Here is a 19,984-nt window from a genome sequence, read left to right as displayed (position 1 = left end):
GACGATTACCGGCGTATAGCCCCCGTTATTCGGCGGCCTGCGTCTCCGGCGATGCTTCGGGCGCCTCGGCATCGGGCTGGATACCGGCGCGGCGCAGGAGATCGCGCAATGCGTTGATCACCGGGAACACTTCCTGATTACGGTCGCCGCCAAGGTCGCGCCAGGCCTGCTGCTCGAGTTCCACGATTTCGCGATCCTCGGCGAAAATGCGGTTCGTGAAGCCAACGAGAAGAGGCCAGGCGAGTTCGAGCGCGCCCTTGAGCTTGGGACGACGGATCGACAGCAGGCCGAAAACACGACAGGACAGATGGTCCTTGTCCTGCGGCACATAGACGATCCACAGATCCATGACCGGGGGCTCGTCGCCGGTACGGATACGCAGCGTCTGATAGGGATATTCGGTGCGAATGGTCATGACATCGCGATGGGCATATTTCGCGCTCGCATCGCGTCGCTCACCGAAAATCAGGGTTTCACCCCAGGGCTGCTTACCGCCCACGCGGGCAAAGCTGTAGCGCGCCTCGACCATCCGGGGCTCGTTTTCGCCACCCAGATAACGGGGCTTCATCTTGCCCATCTGTTTGGAGTGCATGAACTGATGATTCATATCCATCAGGTTTTCATGCATGAAGCTGTAGTGGCAGTTCACATGCTCGCCGAAACGACGCGTCTTGTAGGCAGGATCGGCGACCGAACCGAGTTTGGGAAAAGGGGTGGTCTCAGCCTTGGCGGGGTCGCCGGGGAACACGAAGATGAGCCCTTCGACTTCGCGACAGGGATAGGTGCGCACGCCATTGGGCAGCTTGCCTTTGCCGAGATAGGGGACATCGATGCAGCGCCCCGAGCGCCCATAGGCCCAGCCGTGATAGCAGCACTGCACGGCTTCTCCTTCGACACGCCCCTTGCTCAGGGGGACCTGTCTGTGCGCGCAGCGGTCTTCAAGAGCGAAAACGCTTCCTTCCTGCGGTCTGACCAGGGCGATGGGCTGGCCGGCAAACCGCGTGGCGATGGTCTTGCCCTTCTTGAGTTCGTGCGACCAGGCGACAGGATACCAGTAATCGGGATCGCATTTCACGCGGCGCAGATCGACAACGTCCTCGCCCAGCCTTGTGGCATCTGAGCAGCGCGGGCCGGCATCTGCGATTGGGGGAATGGCGTTGGTTAGGCTGTCCGTCATAAGCTTCCCTGTTTGCACCGCCCACGGCCAGGTATCGCGATTGGTGGCCCCGGGCGTGGCTCTGAATCCGTCTGTAAAGTTCCTGAGGTGAACTTTAGCAGGCTTGAGGCGGGAGGGAACAGCGCCTTTCTGCTGGCTTGCTCCAATATGGAATTTCGATGCGCAAAATGCGCAAAGACCGGAAGATAGTTTCGTTTCTGACCGTGTTTTCGCTGGCTTCATGCGACAAACTGTGTTTTTTTTGCCTCATTCGATCCGATACCGAAAGAAAATATCTTTTCGATGTTGTAACGTTTTTTGGAAGCTGCCTAGACTGGCCATGGTTCAAGTTCCCATGGAGAGACAGCTCAGAAAATGCTCACGAAACGAAGAATACTGGCGGCCGCGACCCTTCTCTCCTTTCCGTTCGGCTTCGGTTATGCGCTGGCCGAAACACAAACCGCGGAGCAGCCCACGCACAAGGCAAAGAAGGCAGAGGGTATTCATCACAGAACCTCCATCGGTTCCGATCAGGCTTTGCATTCCGTTCCCAAAATCCGCACACGCAAGGCGCGCGATGCGAGTGGCGATAGCGGTGAATCGGTGATCGTGACGGGAACGCACGCCTTTAACCGCAAGGCGCGTGACAGCTCGGTGCCGGTAACCGTCGTTTCTTCGGCAACCCTACGCCGTTCGGGCCAGCTCAATCTGGCCGACGCCATCACCCGCGTCGATCCGTCGATTACCGTTACGGCCAACGGCGCGGATGCAGGCGCGCTGACATCGGCAATTCGTATGCGTGGTCTCAACCCGAACGAGGTTCTGGTCCTGGTTGACGGCAAGCGCCGCAACACCACAGCGAATATCTATGCCGATGCGGGTCCGCAGCAGGGCTCTACCCCGGTCGATCTGAACATGATCCCGGCTGGTGCCATCGATCATATCGAAATTCTGCGTGACGGTGCGGCAGCGCTGTACGGATCGGACGCCATCGCAGGTGTGGTGAACATCATCACCAAGAAAACCAGTCATGGCATCAATACCGTCGCCCAGACCGGCGCGAATGCCTATAACGGGACAGGCTGGCAGTATCTGATCGGGGCCGATGGCGGTCTCAAATGGGGCAATGACGGCTTCGTGCACCTGAGCGGTCAGGTCTATCATACCGATCACTGGGTCTCGAAGCTCAAGAGCACCGACGACCATCGCTGGACACCCAGCTCGAGCTGGCCAGCCAACTCCAACAACATTCTCTCCAACCCCGAGGAAACACGCGAGAATCTTTCCATCGAATGGGGCAAGGGGATTACCGAAGGCATCGAGACCTATGGTCTGATTACCTATGCGCATCGCCACTCCGAGGCTTACGAGAACTACCGCGTGCCGACTGTGGCTCCGAGTGCCTATCCCTATGGCTTCTCGCCGCTCGAAACCATTGAGGAAAACGACTTTCAGGCCAATCTGGGTCTGAAGGGCGATAACCTTCTCGGTTTCAGCTGGGATCTAAGCACGCTTTACGGCCAGGATGACGACGACATCGGGAACAAGAACACATTCAACCCGAATTACTACAAGGCGTATGGCTTCTCGCCGACCACGGTTCGCGGTCAAAGCTATTCGCTTGCCCAGTGGACCAGCAATTTCGACGCAAGACGTAATTTCCGCATCGCGGACGTAGTGCCGATGACTCTGGCCTTCGGTGCTGAGCATCGTCTTGAAATGTACCACATCAAGGCGGGTGAACCGGCCTCCTACGAGCTGGGCGGTACGCAGGGTTTTGCGGGCCTGACGCCCCAGAATGCGGGTCAGTGGCAGCGCAATATCTGGGCCGGTTATCTGGATGGCGATTTCCACCCGCTGCCGCACTGGGATCTCGATTTCGCAGGCCGTTTCGAGCACTACACCGATGTCGGCAATACCGAGAACGGCAAGGTCACCACGCGTTACGACATCACAAGCAAGCTGGCCGTGCGCGCGACCATCAGCAACGGTTTCCGTGCGCCGACCATGGCGGAGCAGTATTATTCGGCACTCAACGTGTCACCGACCGGGGCGACCGGACTGCTTCAGACCGTCGGTGCAGCGGGCAAGACGATTGGCGCCCAGCGCCTGAAACCTGAAAGATCGACGAGCGCAGAAGGCGGTATCATCGCCGAGCCGCTGAAGAACTGGCATGTCTCGGTCGACGTCTATCAGATCAACATACGCGATCGCATTATCGGCTCGGCCACGGTCAACGGTCAGACCGCGCTCGATGCCATTGCACTGACGGGCGTAAATCTGCCGAGCGGCATCGATCTGGACAATGTGACGGCAAACTACTTTGCGAACGTCGCCAGCACGCGTACGCAGGGTCTCGATCTGCAGACCGATTATCTGGTCCATCTGCACAAATACGGCACGCTCAATCTGAGTGCGATGCTCAACCTCAACCGCACGCGTATCAGCCATATCAACACCAATGCATTTGGCGAACCCGCCGCCAATGCCCAGACCATCGGGTATCTCACCACAGGCTCGCCGCGCAGCAAGCTGATCCTGAATGCCTACTGGACCTATCATCAGTGGGATGTGAACCTGCGTCAGACCCGTTATGGGGAAACCAAATCGCTTCTGAGCTATGAAGATCTCGCTCCGGCGAACCTGAAATACTCGAACACGCAATGGGCTGAGTTCAAGAATACCCCGGTCTGGCTGACCGATCTTGAAGTCGGATACCGGTTCACCGAGCACTGGCATCTTGCGATTGGCGCGAACAATATCTTCAATCAGCGCCCGCGCCACGTGAACCCGATCAACAACTATCTGGGTCCTAAGGTATACGATACCGATTCTTCCGGTATCCCCATCTATGGCGCCTATTACTACGGGCGTCTGAACGCGACATTCTGATCGAACGGATGGTTTTGCCGGGAGCTTTTCCCCTGGCAGGCCCTACCTGTTTCCATCTTCCGCAAAAGCCGGGCTGGCGCTTCGTCAGCCCGGCTTTTGCGCGATCCCAGTGTTGCCCTATCCCAGCGTTGCGCTCAGATGGTCGATGAATTGCGATGCGACACGTCCGGAGCGGCCTCCGCGTTCCATGGCCCATTCGAGGGCATGGCGATGAAGCGCCTCGGGCGAGATTTCCAGCTTGCGATGCGCGGCGTAGCCATCGACGATGGCGAGATAGGTTTCCTGATTGCAGCCATGTACGCCGATCCATAGCCCGAAGCGGTCCGAGAGAGAGACCTTCTCTTCCACGGCTTCCTGCGGATTGATGGCGCTGCCGCTCTCGTTCTCCATCATGTCGCGCGGCATGAGATGGCGACGGTTGGACGTGGCATAGAACAGCACATTCTCGGGGCGACCCATGATGCCGCCATCCAGCACCGATTTCAGCGATTTGTAATCGGCGTCCTGCGTTTCGAAAGAGAGGTCGTCGCAGAACACGATGCAGCGTCGGGACTGGGCACGCAGAATATCGAGCAGACGGGGCAGGGTGGATAGATCGTCACGCTGGATTTCGATCAGCACCAGAGCATGGGGATGTTCGCGATTGGCCTCGCCGAAGCAGGCTTTCACCAGCGATGATTTTCCCATGCCACGCGCGCCCCAGAGCATCACATTATTGCCGGGGCGTCCGGATGCAAAATGTCGTGTGTTCTCAAGTACGAGGCGTGTTTGCCTGTCAATGCCGCGTAACAGAGACAGGTCGACGCCCTGTACATGATCCACTGCGCGCAGCGTGGATGAGGCACCCTGCCACATGAATGCATCGCTGCCTTCAAGGCTCGAAGGGCTTGCGGGGGCAGGGGAGAGGCGTTCCAGCGCACTGGCAATGCGTTCGAGTTTTTCGAGAAGAACGGGGTCCATGATTAAGCCCTTGCTCCTTGGCTATGCTTGACGTGCGGGCGCGACCAATTATGGTCCGGGCCAATCGGGTGGCTTTCGGGCGCGTCCGGTCCCTTATCTATCGACATATGGAATAAACGCATGCTCGCCAACAGCGGGATTATCTCATTCCTCCCGATGATCCTCGTGTTCGTCGTATTCTATTTCGTGCTCATCCGTCCCCAGCAGGCGCGCCAGAAAGAGCTCAAATCACAGCTGAATGCCCTGCGCCGTGGCGATCGCATCGTGACCAGCGGCGGTATTATCGGTGTGGTGCAGCTTGCCCGCGAAGGGACCAAGGAAATCGAGATCGAAATCGCACCGGGCGTAAAGATCCAGCTCATGCGCGAAAATGTGTCGCAGGTTCTGACCAGCACGGCCAAGCCTGCCAATGATGGCGGAAAGCCAGCAAAGTAAGAAGAACTGCTCCGCCACCGGGCGGGACAGATCCGGAATGAAAAAGGACCGGCCCCCTGCGGGAGACCGGTCCTTTTTCATCTCCAGCTTGTTTCATATCCGACTAATGCGCGTCCGATCCTGGCTGGAACGGACCGCGCAACCGGAGGAAATCAGGCCGAGAGAAGCTCGGCTTCGGCGAACTCGTAATTGGCAAGCTTGTCGAGGTAGTTGGTGATGTAATCCGGACGACGGTTACGGAAGTCCAGGTAATAAGCGTGCTCCCACACATCCAGGCCCAGGAGCGCGCGACCCTGGCCTTCTGCCAGCGGGTTGGATCCGTTGGCGGTCTTGGTCACGGCCAGCTTGCCGTCATTGCCGAGAACGAGCCAGGCCCAGCCGGAGCCGAACTGCGAGATGGCAGCCTGCTTGAATGCCGTCTTGAACGCGTCGAGACCGCCGAGATCTTCATCGATCTTCGCAGCCAGCTTCGTCGGCACCTGTCCACCGTTCGGGGCAAGGTTCTGCCAGAACAGGGTGTGGTTCCAGTGCTGACCAGCATTGTTGAACACAGGCGCCTGGGATGCATCGCCCTTCACGGCAAGAATGATCTCTTCGAGGCTCTTGCCCTGAAGCTCGGGTTTGGCTTCGACAAAACCGTTCAGCGCCGTGACATAAGCCTGATGATGCTTGTCATGGTGCAGCTCAAGCGTTTCCTGGCACATGCCGGAGGTGGCGAGTGCATTGTAGCTGTAAGGGAGGGGCGGCAGTTCGAAAGCCATGGTCTCGTCTCCTGGACTGTCATGGTGAGGATCAAGCGAGGCTGCTTGGTCACAAAAGCCAGCTATGGTGCCGAATGGGTTTCGTCAACCCGTTCGGCAGGTGAAGTGATTTAGGGGTGCGATTTCAGGGGGTGCCGGTATCGTCATGGCTCTGCACGACGCTTTTCTCGATCGCTCCCAGTAATGCGGCGTAGTCGTCATTGGCATGACGCTTTGCCGAAAGGGCAAGTGCCTGATCGGCGATGGCAATGGCGGGGCAGAAACTGTGCGTGCGACGCGCAGCGTCGATGAGCAGGCCCATATCCTTCGACATCAGACGCGTCGGGAATTGCGGGCTGAAATCGCCTTTCTGGGCGGCGCCCAGCTTGCGCTTGTGATGGGGTGAAATGACGGCAACCTGAGACAGTGCCTCATAGAGCATATCGCGGTTCAAACCGCTGCTCAGACCGTAACCGACGGCCTCGGCAATGACATTGAGCGTCGCACCCATGATGCCGTTGATGACGAGCTTCAGGCGTGTGCCTGCACCGACCTCACCGGCATGAATCGTCAGCTTGCCAATGGCGTCGAGCACCGGGCGCGCGCGGTCGAGATCCTGTGACGTTGCGCCGACCAGCATCACCAGTTCCCCCTTTTCGGCTTCCGGCGTGCTTCCTGACATGGGGGCATCGACGAAATGCAGGCTCTTGTCCTGTGCAAGCTCGCTCAGTTTTGCTGTCGCCTCGGGAGACACGGTACTGCAGTTGATCACGAGCGTGCCCGGGCGCGCGCCAGCAAGAAAGCCGTCCTCGCCCTCTGCTGATGCGAAAACGGCCGCATCATTGGGCACGCAGAGAACGAGTATGTCAGATGCCTCGGCGAGAGCGCGTGCCGTCTTGGCCACTGGCGTTGCCTCATCCTGCTGTCGCCCGGACGGCGTATAGGCGCTGACCTCGAACCCTGCCTGTCGCAGGTTGCATCCCATCAGCGCGCCCATGGCGCCGTAGCCGACAAAACCGATCTTACCTGAATTGCGCTCGCTCATGCGAAATGTCCTCTCACTGCCTCATGCCGAACAGTAAAGCCCGGAGAGTGCCGCGAGTTGCGGACAGGCGGGATCAGACCGTCGGCACCGGTTCGGAAACCGGGACTGTTTCTGCGATGAGCGCCTTTAATGTGTCAATGTGTTGCCGAACCGGTGCAGCCAGATTGGCGAGCATAAGTCCGTCGGGAAGAACCGTGATTTTTCCCGGTCTGAAAGGCACACGAGCCCAGGACATGCCGTAAGCCTCGACAGTCGCAAGATGGGCGCTCACTCCGAAAGTCACGACCATTTCAAGATTGGTGACTGTTTTGAGCAGGCAGGAAAGTTTTTCCAGCGCATCGGGCAGGAGGGAGGCCGGACCCGTTGCTGTGCACCGGTTGAGGTGATGGCAGAGCATGGCGTTGCTCTTTCCGGACGCGCTGGGCCGGGTGATATGCCCTAGCAGTTTAAGACGCTGGGACGCCGTGAGCTTTTCGAGGCTTACGACGAGGACGGCGGTATCGCCGGATAGGGGGGGCATGCTGTCCATGGCAGCGGACTTGGTTCGTTTTGGTCTGGACGTCAGTCGTCCATTTCATCGTCGAGCATGACATCGGCCGGATGCCGTACGGGGGCTGAGCGCGGTCTCGCCTGGTTTTCTGCCTGACGACGGGTGAATTCGCTCGCAATATCGCCCAGTTCGACAAACTGGTCGACCTGACGCCGTAGATCGTCACCGATCAGAGAGGGCGAGGCGCGCAGCGAGGAGATGGCCGTCACGCGTACGCCGCGGCGCTGTATGGCTTCTACTGCACGACGCAGATCGGCATCCCCGCTGAAAATCACGGCGTGATCCATATGGTCTGCAAGCTCCATCAGGTCGATGGCGAGCTCGACATCCATATTGCCCTTGAGGCGCCGACGCCCGGACTGATCGGTGAATTCGCGCGCTGTTTTGGTGACCAGCATGTAACCGTTATAGGCCAACCAGTCCGTCAGAGGTTTCAGTGGCGAGTAATCCTCGGTCTCTGGAATCGCGGCATAGTAATGAGCCCTAAGAAGGCGGGTTCCTGACTTGAAGTATCTAAGAAGTCTGCGATAGTCGACCTCAAACCCGAGGGATTTTGCTGTGTAATACAGGCTGGACCCATCGATAAATACTGAGGTTTTTTCATTTTTGTCTAACATGTCAGATCCATTTGTAAAATCGGTAGTGCGAACCGTTTGAATAGGCATCCAAATCTTCGTGGAAAGCTTAACGAAAACTGAATCATTAATATAGTGACCCACAGGTTGGATAATATTGACTTTGTGTAATTCTCCTTATGCCCGCAACCGGCAGATGATACGGAAGTCCCTGACGCACTATGCTTGCGGGAGTGGCTTTCAGCGCGACCCGGAATTGCCCATGGACGGGAATGTTTGCTCCGGCGATGGCGTTATGATAGTTTGCCCAATTCACGTCGCTCCGCGGATATTGATTGGGAAGAATTTATGGCACGCGTAACCGTCGAAGACTGCATCGAGAAGGTCCCGAACCGTTTCGAGCTCGTTCTCCTTGCTGCACAGCGCGCCCGTGCCCTGTCGCGCGGTGAGGAAATGACGATCGACCGCGATAATGACAAGAACCCTGTCGTCGCCCTGCGCGAAATCGCTGAAGACAAGGTCAATCTCGGCGCCCTCAAGGACGGTATCGTGCGTTCGCTCGCCCGTGCACCCGAGCCCGAGCCTGTAGACGAGGAAGTCATGGATCTGATCCCGACCGATCAGAACATCTTCGGTCTGCAGGATGTGTCTTCCGAAGAAGAGCACGCGCATATGGCCGAGACCATGTCGTCTGCCGAGCTCGATGCTTCGTTCGAAGCCGAATTCGGGGGACGTGGTCGCCGCTGAGTTTGCATCTGCCGGGCCGTTTCGGGGCCCGGCATCGATACGAGATGACGTTCTGAACGGGAGAGAGTACCGGCATGTCTGACACCCTTCTCCCCGGCGCCGATACGGCTCCAGCCATACCCTCGATCAGCGGTTTGCTGCGCCGCGTCGCGGCTTACGATCCACAGGCGGATCTTTCCCGCATCGAAGAAGCCTATGCCGTGGCCGAGAAGGCCCATCGTGAACAGAAGCGCGATAACGGCGAGCCCTACATCATTCATCCTATCGCGGTTGCCAATATCCTTGCCGGGTTTCGCATGGATGTGCCTTCCATCATGGTTGGCTTGCTTCATGACACGGTCGAGGATACCGGAATTACCCATGCGTTCCTCAAGGAACGTTTTGGCGAGACGGTGGCCAGTCTGGTCGATGGCGTAACCAAGCTCACCCGTCTCGAACTGCAGTCGGACAGAACCAAGCAGGCCGAAAACTTCCGCAAGCTCGTTCTGGCCATGTCGCGTGACATACGCGTTCTGATCGTCAAGCTGGCAGACCGGCTGCATAACATGCGCACGCTCCATTACGTGCAGCGTCAGGACAGGCGCCTTCGCATTGCGCGCGAGACCATGGATATCTACGCGCCTCTGGCTGAGCGCATAGGTATGGACCGCGTCAAGACAGAGTTGCAGAACCTGTCGTTCGAACAGCTCGAACCGGAGGCCGATGCCACCATTCGGGCACGTCTCAACTTTCTGCGCGGCCATGGCGCGGATATTATCGAGCAGATCAAGCAGGAGCTCAAAGCACTCTGTGCCGAGGTGGGGCTGCCTCATGTCGATATCACTGGCCGCGAAAAATCGCCCTATTCCATCTGGGCCAAAATGCAGAAACGCAATGTGGCGTTCGAGCAGCTGTCCGATATCATGGCATTTCGTGTGATCGTGCCGAGCCGCGATGCCTGTTATGCGGCGCTTGGTGCCATTCATGGCGCGTATCCGATGATTGCCGGGCGCTTCAAGGATTACATCTCGACGCCCAAGGCCAACGGCTATCAGAGTCTTCATACGGGCGTTACGCTTCGTCAGCCGCGCAATCAGAAAATCGAGATCCAGATCCGCACGGCGGATATGCATAATTTCGCCGAAAACGGCGTCGCGGCGCATTGGGCGTATAAAGAGCGCGACGATGCCGAGGCGTCGAATACCGAAGTCAATGCACTTGGGCTCAACAAGCTGCGCTGGGTGCAGGATCTGCTCGAAATTCTCGAGGATTCCGAGGCACCTGACGAGTTCCTGGAAAACACAAAGCTTGAACTCTATCAGGACCAGGTTTTCTGCTTCACGCCCAAAGGCCAGCTGATTTCCCTGCCGCGTCGGGCAACGCCGGTCGATTTTGCTTATGCTGTGCACAGTCAGGTTGGCGACGCCTGCGTTGGCGCAAAGATCAACGGTCGTCTGATGCCCCTGCGCCACGAACTGCAGAATGGCGATCAGGTCGAGATCATGACCGCGCGAGGCGGCACGCCATCCGCCTCGTGGGAACGTTTTGTCGTTACCGGTAAGGCGCGTGCGCGTATCCGGCGTCACGTTGCCCTGCAGCAGCGTCAGGTCAATCTCGATACAGGCCGCACGGCGCTGGCCAAAGCCTTCCGTCAGGAAGGTGTCGATGGCAGCGAAAAAGTGCTCGAGACCCTGCTGCGCGATCTGCGTCAGCCGAGCATCGACGATCTTTATGTGGCAGTTGGCAACGGTCAGCTCGGACCGCGCGATGTCGTCAATGCCGCCTATCCGGAGCTCCGACAGACCCATCGTGCACCGCGCATGGTGCCCGGACTGTCGGGACGTCTTGCTGGTGGCGTCGGAACGGCGCCACGTTACGGGACCAAAACCGGATCGATCATTACCGGAATCGGCTCCGGTATCGCGACGCATTTTGCCGGGTGCTGTCACCCGCTGCCCGGCGATCCGATCGTCGGGATTATCGCTCAGGGAAAGGGTGTCACGATCCATCAGCGCGCCTGCCAGAATCTGAGCGCCTTTTCCTCGACTCCGGAGCGCTTCCTCGAGATCGACTGGGATTACGAAGCCCTCTCGCAGGGTGAGCGTTCGGCCCCGCATATCGGTCGTGTAAGCGTGATTGCTGCCAATGAATCGAGCGTGCTGACGACGCTGACCAACACGGCGTCGAAACATAATGGCAGCGTCGTCAATCTGCGCATCCTCAACAGGCAGCTCGATTTCATGGAGATCCTGGTCGATCTCGAAGTGCGCGACGTACGTCATCTTTCGGCGATGATCGCAGCCCTGCGTTCCGCGCAGGGTGTGATGCAGGTCGAGCGCGCACGGAACTGACCGATCGATGATACGGGGCATAGGGACCGATCTGTGCGACATGCGTCGTATTGCGCGTGCGATCGAACGCTCAGGCGATCGCTTTCTGACCAGAAGCTTTACGACATCTGAAATCGCCTATGCACAGACGCGGCAGGGGGAGGGGCGTATCGGCATTTTTGCCAAGCGCTGGGCCGCCAAGGAGGCTTGCGTCAAGGCGCTGGGTACCGGGTTTCGCGATGGTATCCATCTGACGGACATCGAGGTGCGTCATGACGATATGGGTAAACCCCTGCTGCATCTGAGCGGTCAGGCAGCAATCTGCCTTGCGGCACTGGCTCTGCCGGAGCAGCAGGCGGAGATCATGCTCAGTCTGAGCGATGAAGCGCCCTATGCCCTTGCCTATGTGATCGTGCAGTCAGTTCCCCGAACTTCATGATACTCTGTCGCCAATACCCCACCTCCTGCGCTAAGACCCGAGAATGACCGATGTAAATCAGGAGGCGACGGCCTCCAGGCGAAAAGAAGACACCCCACTCGAGATCGTACGCTTTGTCGTCATCTGGATTGTGGTCCTGATGGCGATACGGACGATCTTCGTGGAGCCGTTCAATATCCCGAGCGCCTCGATGATGCCGACCCTTCAGGTCGGAGACTATATTGTCGTTACCAAATACGATTATGGCTGGTCGCGTTTCTCGATCCCGTTCTCGCCTCATCTGTTCGATGGGCGTATCTGGGCGTCGACGCCTCATCGCGGCGACGTTGTTGTTTTTCGCTACACGCAGAACAACTCGATCGATTACATCAAGCGCGTCATCGGTCTGCCGGGCGATCATGTCCAGATGCGCGCGGGCGAGCTTTACCTGAATGGCACCCTGGTGCCGCGCAAATCCCTGGGTGTCTATTCGGCCATGGATGAAAACCGCTATCCGCAGGCGGGAATACGCTATCTCGAAACGCTCCCCGGCAGTGCTGGCGCGCCACCTGTCACGCATCAGATCCTGAAGCAGACCGATGAGGGCGAGCAGAACGACACCCGCGAATACGTCGTACCCGATGGCTATTTCTTCGCAATGGGCGATAATCGCGATAATAGTGGCGATAGCCGTTTCCAGCGCGATAACGGTGTGGATCTCGGCTATGTGCCTATGGTCAATCTGGTGGGCAAGGCGCGTTTCGTATTCTTCTCCTACGATGCCGTGCATCCGCTCTGGCAGTTCTGGCAATGGCCTTTCGAAATCCGGTGGAGCCATCTTTTTGCGACGATGCACTGAGAACGGGCAATGAGCGGTCAGGATAATTATCTCGAAGCGATTCAGGAGGCACTCGGGCATCGCTTTGCCGATCAGGGCCTGCTGCGTCAGGCGCTGACGCATCGTTCAGCTGTGTCGTCTCGCCAGGGTAGGCGTGCGCCACGCAATGCCCCACGTCCTGCCGAGGCGGGCTCGAACGAGCGTCTGGAATTCATGGGCGATCGCGTGCTGGGTCTGTTGATGGCCGAGTGGCTGCTCGAACAGTTTCCCGATGAGCCTGAGGGGGCTCTCGGGCCACGTCATGCTTCCCTGGTTTCACGCAATGCCCTTGCGCCTATTGCCGAGAGCATCGGTATTGCCAGCGCGCTGCGTATTGCAGAGCATGAAGAGCAGGCCGGTATACGCAGTCTGGCCAATGTGCAGGCCGATGCGATGGAGGCCCTTTTGGGGGCGCTCTATCTCGATGCCGGACTTGAGCCTGCGCGTCGTTTCGTGCGGGAGAAATGGAAGGATCTGCTGACATCGCAGATCACGCCGCCCAAGGATCCCAAGACGACACTTCAGGAATATGTTCTGGCGCGTGGCTACAAGCTGCCGGATTACGAGACGCTTTCCATGGAGGGGCCGTCTCATGCCCCGCGCTTTACCGTAGCGGTTTCTGCTATGGGTGAGACGGGTGAGGGCGTTGCTGGGAGCAAACGCCAGGCCGAGAGCGAGGCAGCGACTGTCCTGCTCCGGCGATTGAACCGTAGCCGCAAAGGCACGAAGGACAGAAAATGACGACACGTTGTGGTTTCGTCGCCCTCGTCGGGGCGCCGAATGCCGGTAAATCCACTCTGATCAATCGCATGACGGGCGCGAAGCTCTCGATTGTAAGCCCCAAGGCGCAGACGACGCGTTTTCGTGTGCTGGGCATTCTCATGCGTCAGACCACACAGATCCTGCTTGTCGACACACCGGGCATTTTCAAGCCGCGGCGCAAGCTCGATCGCGCCATGGTTGCCGCCGCCTGGACCGGTTCGCAGGATGCCGATATCTCGCTCCTGCTGATCGATGCCAAGGCCGGGCTGCGTGAAGAGGCGCAGGCGGTGATCGACACGCTGGCCAAGCAGAAGCGACGGGTCTGGCTCGTGCTGAACAAGACCGATCTCGTCGGGGCACAGCAGCTTCTGCCGCTCACGAAGTCGATCACCGATCAGCTTTCGGTCGAGCATGTGTTCATGCTCAGCGCGCGCTCAGGTGACGGGGTGGAGGATCTGCTCGATTATCTCGCCGCTGAGTTGCCTGAGGGACCGTATCTGTACCCCGAGGACGACCTGACCGACCTGCCTGACCGTCTGCTGGCGGCGGAGCTGGTGCGCGAACAGATTTTCATGCAGACGCATGAGGAAATTCCGTATCAGGCAACGGTCGAGACCGAGAGCTTCAAGGAACGTCCTGATGGATCGGTGCGCATCGATGCGACGATCTATGTCTCGCGTCCCGGACACAAGGCTATTCTCATCGGTGAGGGGGGGCGCAAGATTCGCAGTATCGGCGAACGCGCACGTCTCGATCTCGGGCGTTTGCTGGAGCGGCCCTGTCATCTGTTTCTGAATGTGCGTGAGCGCGCCGGGTGGGATGAAGAAAAGGCGCGCCTGCGGGCTATCGGCCTGGATGACGCCTGAGAAGTTCTTGTGAGGACACGCCGCGCCCTATAAGAGGGGCGCGGGTTGTGAAATGGCCTTCATGAGGCAGCAGCGAAAGAGGAAGCGATGACCGAAACTTCAGCACGCTACAAGCGCGTTCTTCTCAAGGTTTCGGGCGAAGCCCTGATGGGCAAGGGTTCTTTCGGGATAGAGCCGCAGATCGTCGAGGAAATCGCCAATGACGTGGCGTCGGTCTCGCGTAGCGGCGTTCAGGTCTGTCTGGTGATCGGCGGAGGTAATATCTTCCGTGGTGTGGCAGCCGCCGCCAAGGGTATGGACCGTGCGCAGGGCGATTATGCCGGCATGCTGGCGACCGTCATCAACGCGTTGATGATGCAGAATGCGCTTGAAAAAGCCGGTATCGATACCCGTGTGATGTCCGCCATCCAGATGTCATCGATTGCCGAGCCCTATATCCGACGTCGCGCCGTGCGTCATATGGAGAAGGGGCGCGTCGTGATTTTTGCGGCCGGTACGGGCAACCCTTTCTTCACCACCGATACGGCGGCCGCCCTGCGCGCCAACGAAATGGAATGCGATGTGCTCCTCAAGGGCACACAGGTCGATGGCGTTTACTCCGCCGATCCGCGACGCGTGCCCGATGCAGAGCGTTATGACGAGCTGTCCTATATGGATGTGCTCTCGCGCGACCTGAACGTGATGGATGCCACGGCCATTTCGCTGGCACGCGAGAACCGTCTGCCGATCATCGTCTTCAATATTCACGCTCCCGGAGCCTTTGCCAGCGTCATGCGTGGCGAAGGCCGGTTTACGCGTATCATCGAAACGGCCTGAGCCGGACACAATCACCAGTCTTTGAGTATCGATTAGGGAGAGAACAATGCCTGCTGAGCTGAATGACCTGCTGGAAGACCTGACCCGCCGTATGGACGGTGCGATGGAAAGCCTGCGTCGTGATCTCTCCGGTCTGCGTTCGGGCCGCGCCAGCCCGAACCTGCTGGAGCCCGTGCGCGTCGAGGCCTATGGCAGCGAAGTGCCTCTGGCACAGGTCGGATCGATTGCCGTACCCGAAGCGCGCATGCTTACCGTATCCGTCTGGGATCGGGGGCTGGTCGGTGCTGTCGAGCGAGCCATTCGCGATGCCGGGCTCGGTCTTAATCCGGCTGCCGACGGTCAGACCGTACGCGTGCCCATTCCCCAGCTGACCGAAGAGCGCCGCAACGAGCTGGCACGTGCTGCAGGGCGCTATGCCGAGAACGGCAAGATTGCGGTGCGCAATGTGCGTCGCGATGGCATGGATCAGATCAAGACCCATGAGAAAAAGAGCGAGATCAGCCAGGACGATATGAAGGTCTGGTCCGACGGTGTGCAGAAACTGACGGATCAGTACGTCAAGAAAGTTGACGATATGCTCGCGGACAAGGAACGCGAGATCAAGCAGGTCTGATCCGCAATCGTGTCATCCTCTCGCGCCCATCCGGCCCCCGCCGCGAATACTGATCCCGCCCTTGCACCGCGCCATGTTGCCGTCATCATGGACGGCAACGGGCGTTGGGCGCAGGCGCGTGGCAAGCCGGTCATGGCCGGTCATCGCGCGGGAGCCGAGGCGGTGCGTCGTTGTGTCAAAGCGGCCATCGCTGCGCATGTGCGCTATCTGACGCTCTATGCCTTCTCCTCGGAGAACTGGAACCGGACAACCGAGGAAGTTTCCGATCTGACATCGCTGCTGCGTTTCTATCTGCGGCACAAGGTTGCAGAGCTTCACGAGCAGAATGTGAGGCTGGAGTTCATTGGCGATCTCAGTCGTTTCGATTCAGGTCTGAGGGCAGAAATCGACCGGGCTCGTACCCTGACAGCGCGTAATACACGGCTCACCATGATTCTCGCCCTGTCTTACGGCGCGCGCCACGACATGCTCAAGGCGGCCAAGAGCCTCGCTGCTGCGGCGATGCGCGGCGAGATCGACCCCGAAACGATAGGGGAGGAGGCTTTTGGCGATTTCCTCCAGACCTCACCTTTTCCTGATCCCGATCTGATTGTCCGCACGAGCGGTGAGCGTCGCCTGTCCAACTTCCTGCTCTGGGAATCGGCTTATGCCGAACTCGCTTTTCTGGACGTAATGTGGCCGGATTTCGATGAAACGCATTTCGAGACCCTGATGCTCGATTTCTCACGTCGCGAGCGTCGTTTCGGCAAGCGTCTTGCACCGGATGGCGCTCTGTGAACACCTCATCCAATCGTAATGCGCGCTGGTCCGATCTTCGCCTGCGGCTGATTTCAGCCGCCGTGATCGTCCCGGTTGCAGTTTTCTGCATCGTCATGGGTGGTGTCGCCTATGAGGCGATGCTGCTTCTTGTCAGTCTCGGCCTCGTCTATGAGGGCATGGCCATGGCAGGCGTTGCATCGGGCAGGGGGCAATACACTTGGCGTGGCGCATTGCTGTTGCTCTGGCCCGTGGTCGGCCTTGTCTGCGCTATCAGAAACGAGTGGCGTGCAGCCCTGGCACTCATGCTGTCGGCCGTGGTGTTCGGCCCTGCTCAATGGGCCAGTGTCGCTGTGGCGAGTCTGGGAGGACTTTCCCTGCTATGGCTCAGGGAGCCGTCGTTCGGAGCTGTCGTCGTTCTGTTTATCGTTGCCGTTGTAATTGCGAGCGATAGCGGCGCCTATATCAGTGGCCGTATATTCGGTGGTCCGAAGCTGGCGCCGCGTATATCGCCCGGCAAGACGCGCTCCGGCGCGCTGGGCGGTCTGGTTTGCGCTGGGCTTGCCGGGATGGCCATCGCAGTCTTCTTTGGGAGCGGCACGCCTCTGGGTGGGCTGATCTGGGGTATGATCCTCGGTTGTGCCTCTCAGTCGGGCGATCTCGCCGAGAGTGCTGCAAAGCGCCGTGTCGGTATCAAGGACTCAGGCAAGCTTATACCGGGGCATGGCGGTTTGCTGGATCGTTTCGACGGTCTTCTGGCTGCTGCGCCACTTGCCGCGCTGGTTTCGCTTTGCGTACCGGGGCAGGTATTCTGGAAGACCCGGCCGGACGATATCCTGACAGCATTCCTGCACTTTTTCGTTTCTCCCTAATCCGCTTATCCGTATTGATCTGGAGTATCCTGGGATCATGACCGCTTCACCGCGCAGCATTACCGTTCTTGGCAGCACCGGCAGCATTGGCTGCTCGACGATCGACCTTCTGCTCGCCGAGCCGGAGCGCTTCCGTATCCGGGCTCTGGTCGGCGGTCGTAACGTCGCGCTCCTGGCCGAGCAGGCAATCGCGCTGCGTGCAGAAGTCGCGGTGATCAATGACGAGAGCCTGCTGGACGAGCTGAGGGACCGCCTGAGCGGGAGCGGTGTCCGTGCCGCCGGCGGACGTCAGGCGGTGATCGAGGCTGCTGCCATGGAGGCAGACTGGACCATGGCCGCTATCACCGGGGCCGCCGGTCTGGAGCCTACACTGGCTGCGACACGCAACGGCAGGTCGATCGCTCTCGCGAACAAGGAAGCGCTGGTGAGCGCGGGCGACGTCATGCTGCGTGAGGTTGCGGCAGCCGGGGCAACGCTGCTCCCGGTCGATTCCGAGCATAACGCCATATTCCAGAGCCTGACGGGCAGCCCTATCGACAGCGTCGAGAAGATCGTTCTTACGGCATCCGGCGGTCCGTTCCGCTGCGCGTCGATCGAAACCATGCGTGCCGCAACGCCGGAACATGCCCTCAAGCATCCGACCTGGAGCATGGGCGCAAAGATCACCATCGACTCCGCATCGATGGCCAATAAGGGACTTGAGGTTATCGAGGCTGCGCGCATTTTCGGCCTGACGAACGAGCAGATCGACGTGCTTGTTCATCCGCAATCGGCTGTGCATGGCATGGTTCAGTTTCGTGACGGCAGCCTGATCGCCCAGCTGGGCGCGCCGGACATGCGCGTGCCGATTGCAAACACCCTGGCCTGGCCGGATCGTATGCAGACAAACGCGCCCCGCCTCGATCTGGCGGCGCTGGCCCGTCTGGATTTCGAGGCACCGGACGAGGTGCGTTTCCCCGCGCTCCGTCTGGCTCGTGAAGCTCTTTGTGCGGGGGCGGCCTCACCTACCATTTTCTCTGCCGCAAACGAGATCGCCGTCGAGGCTTTCCTGACCCGTCGCATCGGTTTCCTCGGCATTGGCGATACGATCGCCTATGCCATGGACAAGCTCGGTGCTCCTACGCTCGACACGCTCGACGACGTGCTGCACTGGGATAACGAAGCCCGACGCGTGGCCGAGATTTTCGTCTCACGCGAGCGCAGCAATTCCCCGAGCAGCACGGAGACGCTTCATGCATGAATTTGCCGTCACGATCCTGGCCTTCGCCCTGATTCTCGGCGTCCTGGTTTTCGTGCATGAAATGGGGCATTACCTCGCCGCACGCTGGCGAGGCGTGAAGGTCGATACTTTTTCCATCGGTTTCGGCCCCGCGCTTTATCGCTGGCACGACCGTACTGGCACGGAATGGCGTATTGCAGCCATTCCGCTGGGTGGCTTCGTCAAGCCTCATGGTTTTGAAGATCCTGAGGATGCAACACCGGAGCAGAAAGCTGCCTGGGTTCCCGGTCAGACCTTTCATGACAAGCCCGTTGGCTCGCGCATGCTGGTCATTGTCATGGGGCCGGTGTTCAACTTCATTTTCGCTCTGCTGCTGTTCACGGTGCTTTATGTTTCCGTGGGCAAGCCGGAGCTGAAAAACGAGATTGCCCAGGTCGCGCCGCACAGCGCCGCAGAAAAGGCCGGGCTGCAAAAGGGTGACGTCATCACCCGCCTCGGGTCGCTGGATGTTTTCAATTTTGCCGATATTCAGGCGCATGCCGTCAAAATGCCGGGAGAACACACGACGCTGGGAATCAGGCGCGACGGTCACGACCTCAGCCTGCCCATTACGCTCGACCGGGTGCCGGGTAAAAACGGTGCGCCCGATACGGGCAGTATCGGTGTGATGGCCCAGCTTGTGCCCGGCAAGCCGATGGGTCTCGGTCAGGCGGTCAAGGCTGGCGTGCAGGAAACCTGGATGGTTTCCGTCCAGACCCTTCAGGGCGTCTGGCAGATCGTGACAGGTCACCGCAGTGCAAAGGAGCTTGGCGGCACGATCAGGATTGCCCAGCTGTCGGGGCAGGTGGCCCATTACGGCTTTGCCAGCATCCTGTCTTTCATGGCGCTGCTGTCGATCAATCTCGGTCTGATCAACCTGTTCCCGATTCCGCTGCTCGATGGTGGTCGTCTCGTGTTCTATGTTGCCGAGGCCGTGCGCGGTAAGCCCGTTTCACGCCGTGTGCAGGAAATCAGCTATCAGGCGGGTTTCGCGATTATCGCCGCGCTCTTTCTGTTTTCGACCTTCAACGATCTTTCGAATCTCGGTCTGTTCCGTTAGAAAACGCGGAAATCTCCGCTGCGTGACACAGAGTGTTACGACAGTTCATGCGGCGGAGTGCTTGCTCACGGGGTCCAAGTCGGATACGTCCGACAGGTATAAGAAAAATCTGCGGCGTGAGCTTCGTTGCGCACAATTAAATTGTCTGAAATAAACCTTCACGTCGGGTTGATGAAGTTAAGGAACGTCCGTCTTGTCAGGTAAACGTCTCGTTCTGCTTGCTTCGGTATGCATTCTCCCTGTCTGGGCAGGGAAGGCCGAGGCTCAGAAAACCCGC

At 59.0% G+C, this 19,984-nt stretch carries 20 protein-coding genes; 14 read left to right on the top strand and 6 right to left on the bottom strand.

The window, feature by feature from the left end; genetic code table 11:
• Positions 1-25: 25 nt before the first annotated feature.
• Entirely contained in the window at positions 26-1,177 is a 1,152-nt protein-coding gene (locus NF685_RS03925; protein ID WP_252848672.1) for an aromatic ring-hydroxylating oxygenase subunit alpha, read from the bottom strand.
• Between the two features lie 354 nt (positions 1,178-1,531).
• Here NF685_RS03925 and NF685_RS03920 point away from each other — a divergent pair, with 354 nt between their 5' ends.
• On the top strand, positions 1,532-4,048 hold the full coding sequence (locus NF685_RS03920; protein WP_222547900.1) for a TonB-dependent receptor plug domain-containing protein: 2,517 nt from the start codon (positions 1,532-1,534) through the stop codon (positions 4,046-4,048).
• 117 nt (positions 4,049-4,165) lie between these two features.
• Here NF685_RS03920 and NF685_RS03915 read toward each other — a convergent pair whose 3' ends face one another.
• Positions 4,166-5,008 (bottom strand): ATP-binding protein, encoded by an 843-nt coding sequence (locus NF685_RS03915; protein WP_252848671.1) that lies wholly within the window; start codon positions 5,006-5,008, stop codon positions 4,166-4,168.
• Positions 5,009-5,128: 120 nt separating this feature from the next.
• Between NF685_RS03915 and yajC the strand changes: the two genes are divergently transcribed.
• Entirely contained in the window at positions 5,129-5,443 is a 315-nt protein-coding gene (gene yajC / locus NF685_RS03910; protein WP_222547898.1) for a preprotein translocase subunit YajC, read from the top strand.
• 152 nt (positions 5,444-5,595) lie between these two features.
• On the opposite strand, the gene NF685_RS03905 is transcribed toward yajC, so the two are convergent.
• The 4 genes from NF685_RS03905 to NF685_RS03890 all read right to left on the bottom strand — a co-directional run bounded on the left by NF685_RS03905 (position 5,596) and on the right by NF685_RS03890 (position 8,395).
• A complete protein-coding gene (locus NF685_RS03905; RefSeq protein WP_222547897.1) occupies positions 5,596-6,204 on the bottom strand; it encodes a superoxide dismutase in 609 nt (202 codons plus the stop codon).
• Between the two features lie 124 nt (positions 6,205-6,328).
• Positions 6,329-7,228 carry an NAD(P)-dependent oxidoreductase gene (locus tag NF685_RS03900; RefSeq protein ID WP_252848670.1) on the bottom strand — a complete coding sequence of 300 codons (900 nt, stop codon included), beginning with the start codon at positions 7,226-7,228 and terminating at the stop codon, positions 6,329-6,331.
• Between the two features lie 73 nt (positions 7,229-7,301).
• The gene (locus NF685_RS03895; protein ID WP_252848669.1) at positions 7,302-7,748 is read right to left on the bottom strand and encodes a uracil-DNA glycosylase family protein; all 447 of its coding nucleotides are present in this window, start codon (positions 7,746-7,748) and stop codon (positions 7,302-7,304) included.
• Between the two features lie 41 nt (positions 7,749-7,789).
• Entirely contained in the window at positions 7,790-8,395 is a 606-nt protein-coding gene (locus NF685_RS03890) for a LabA-like NYN domain-containing protein (RefSeq protein WP_222547894.1), read from the bottom strand.
• A gap of 306 nt (positions 8,396-8,701) precedes the next feature.
• Between NF685_RS03890 and rpoZ the strand changes: the two genes are divergently transcribed.
• From rpoZ to rseP, 12 genes are all read left to right on the top strand, one after another.
• Positions 8,702-9,100 carry a DNA-directed RNA polymerase subunit omega gene (gene rpoZ / locus NF685_RS03885; protein WP_252848668.1) on the top strand — a complete coding sequence of 133 codons (399 nt, stop codon included), beginning with the start codon at positions 8,702-8,704 and terminating at the stop codon, positions 9,098-9,100.
• A gap of 74 nt (positions 9,101-9,174) precedes the next feature.
• Positions 9,175-11,430 (top strand): RelA/SpoT family protein, encoded by a 2,256-nt coding sequence (locus NF685_RS03880; RefSeq protein WP_252848667.1) that lies wholly within the window; start codon positions 9,175-9,177, stop codon positions 11,428-11,430.
• Positions 11,431-11,437: 7 nt separating this feature from the next.
• A complete protein-coding gene (gene acpS / locus NF685_RS03875; RefSeq protein ID WP_252848666.1) occupies positions 11,438-11,848 on the top strand; it encodes a holo-ACP synthase in 411 nt (136 codons plus the stop codon).
• A gap of 43 nt (positions 11,849-11,891) precedes the next feature.
• On the top strand, positions 11,892-12,686 hold the full coding sequence (gene lepB / locus NF685_RS03870; RefSeq protein WP_222547890.1) for a signal peptidase I: 795 nt from the start codon (positions 11,892-11,894) through the stop codon (positions 12,684-12,686).
• A gap of 9 nt (positions 12,687-12,695) precedes the next feature.
• Positions 12,696-13,445, top strand: coding sequence for a ribonuclease III (gene rnc / locus NF685_RS03865; protein WP_222547889.1), 750 nt, complete (start codon positions 12,696-12,698; stop codon positions 13,443-13,445).
• Positions 13,442-14,332: a GTPase Era gene (era, locus tag NF685_RS03860; RefSeq protein WP_222547888.1), complete on the top strand. Its 891-nt coding sequence runs from the start codon at positions 13,442-13,444 to the stop codon at positions 14,330-14,332. The genes rnc and era overlap by 4 nt, the downstream gene beginning before the upstream one ends.
• A gap of 87 nt (positions 14,333-14,419) precedes the next feature.
• Positions 14,420-15,148, top strand: a complete 729-nt coding sequence (gene pyrH, locus NF685_RS03855) for a UMP kinase (RefSeq protein WP_222547887.1) — start codon at positions 14,420-14,422, stop codon at positions 15,146-15,148.
• A gap of 46 nt (positions 15,149-15,194) precedes the next feature.
• The gene (gene frr / locus NF685_RS03850) at positions 15,195-15,761 is read left to right on the top strand and encodes a ribosome recycling factor (protein WP_222547886.1); all 567 of its coding nucleotides are present in this window, start codon (positions 15,195-15,197) and stop codon (positions 15,759-15,761) included.
• 6 nt (positions 15,762-15,767) lie between these two features.
• Positions 15,768-16,538: a polyprenyl diphosphate synthase gene (uppS, locus tag NF685_RS03845; protein ID WP_373317807.1), complete on the top strand. Its 771-nt coding sequence runs from the start codon at positions 15,768-15,770 to the stop codon at positions 16,536-16,538.
• The gene (locus NF685_RS03840; protein ID WP_252848665.1) at positions 16,535-17,389 is read left to right on the top strand and encodes a phosphatidate cytidylyltransferase; all 855 of its coding nucleotides are present in this window, start codon (positions 16,535-16,537) and stop codon (positions 17,387-17,389) included. The genes uppS and NF685_RS03840 overlap by 4 nt, the downstream gene beginning before the upstream one ends.
• A gap of 37 nt (positions 17,390-17,426) precedes the next feature.
• The gene (dxr, locus tag NF685_RS03835; RefSeq protein ID WP_252848664.1) at positions 17,427-18,629 is read left to right on the top strand and encodes a 1-deoxy-D-xylulose-5-phosphate reductoisomerase; all 1,203 of its coding nucleotides are present in this window, start codon (positions 17,427-17,429) and stop codon (positions 18,627-18,629) included.
• Positions 18,622-19,707: an RIP metalloprotease RseP gene (gene rseP, locus NF685_RS03830; protein WP_252848663.1), complete on the top strand. Its 1,086-nt coding sequence runs from the start codon at positions 18,622-18,624 to the stop codon at positions 19,705-19,707. Before dxr ends, rseP begins: the two co-directional genes overlap by 8 nt.
• Positions 19,708-19,984: the final 277 nt, after the last annotated feature.

This window comes from Asaia lannensis NBRC 102526, from assembly GCF_024054035.1.
Classification (GTDB): domain Bacteria; phylum Pseudomonadota; class Alphaproteobacteria; order Acetobacterales; family Acetobacteraceae; genus Asaia; species Asaia lannensis.
This window is presented reverse-complemented; position numbering and strand designations above follow the sequence as displayed.

What these genes read in the sequence shown, in the direction of transcription:
- NF685_RS03925 (WP_252848672.1), bottom strand. Translation starts at nt 1,177, where the DNA reads ATGACGGACAGCCTAACCAACGCCATTCCCCCAATCGCAGATGCCGGC.
- NF685_RS03920 (WP_222547900.1), top strand. Translation starts at nt 1,532, where the DNA reads ATGCTCACGAAACGAAGAATACTGGCGGCCGCGACCCTTCTCTCCTTT.
- NF685_RS03915 (WP_252848671.1), bottom strand. Translation starts at nt 5,008, where the DNA reads ATGGACCCCGTTCTTCTCGAAAAACTCGAACGCATTGCCAGTGCGCTG.
- yajC (WP_222547898.1), top strand. Translation starts at nt 5,129, where the DNA reads ATGCTCGCCAACAGCGGGATTATCTCATTCCTCCCGATGATCCTCGTG.
- NF685_RS03905 (WP_222547897.1), bottom strand. Translation starts at nt 6,204, where the DNA reads ATGGCTTTCGAACTGCCGCCCCTCCCTTACAGCTACAATGCACTCGCC.
- NF685_RS03900 (WP_252848670.1), bottom strand. Translation starts at nt 7,228, where the DNA reads ATGAGCGAGCGCAATTCAGGTAAGATCGGTTTTGTCGGCTACGGCGCC.
- NF685_RS03895 (WP_252848669.1), bottom strand. Translation starts at nt 7,748, where the DNA reads ATGCCCCCCCTATCCGGCGATACCGCCGTCCTCGTCGTAAGCCTCGAA.
- NF685_RS03890 (WP_222547894.1), bottom strand. Translation starts at nt 8,395, where the DNA reads ATGTTAGACAAAAATGAAAAAACCTCAGTATTTATCGATGGGTCCAGC.
- rpoZ (WP_252848668.1), top strand. Translation starts at nt 8,702, where the DNA reads ATGGCACGCGTAACCGTCGAAGACTGCATCGAGAAGGTCCCGAACCGT.
- NF685_RS03880 (WP_252848667.1), top strand. Translation starts at nt 9,175, where the DNA reads ATGTCTGACACCCTTCTCCCCGGCGCCGATACGGCTCCAGCCATACCC.
- acpS (WP_252848666.1), top strand. Translation starts at nt 11,438, where the DNA reads ATGATACGGGGCATAGGGACCGATCTGTGCGACATGCGTCGTATTGCG.
- lepB (WP_222547890.1), top strand. Translation starts at nt 11,892, where the DNA reads ATGACCGATGTAAATCAGGAGGCGACGGCCTCCAGGCGAAAAGAAGAC.
- rnc (WP_222547889.1), top strand. Translation starts at nt 12,696, where the DNA reads ATGAGCGGTCAGGATAATTATCTCGAAGCGATTCAGGAGGCACTCGGG.
- era (WP_222547888.1), top strand. Translation starts at nt 13,442, where the DNA reads ATGACGACACGTTGTGGTTTCGTCGCCCTCGTCGGGGCGCCGAATGCC.
- pyrH (WP_222547887.1), top strand. Translation starts at nt 14,420, where the DNA reads ATGACCGAAACTTCAGCACGCTACAAGCGCGTTCTTCTCAAGGTTTCG.
- frr (WP_222547886.1), top strand. Translation starts at nt 15,195, where the DNA reads ATGCCTGCTGAGCTGAATGACCTGCTGGAAGACCTGACCCGCCGTATG.
- dxr (WP_252848664.1), top strand. Translation starts at nt 17,427, where the DNA reads ATGACCGCTTCACCGCGCAGCATTACCGTTCTTGGCAGCACCGGCAGC.
- rseP (WP_252848663.1), top strand. Translation starts at nt 18,622, where the DNA reads ATGCATGAATTTGCCGTCACGATCCTGGCCTTCGCCCTGATTCTCGGC.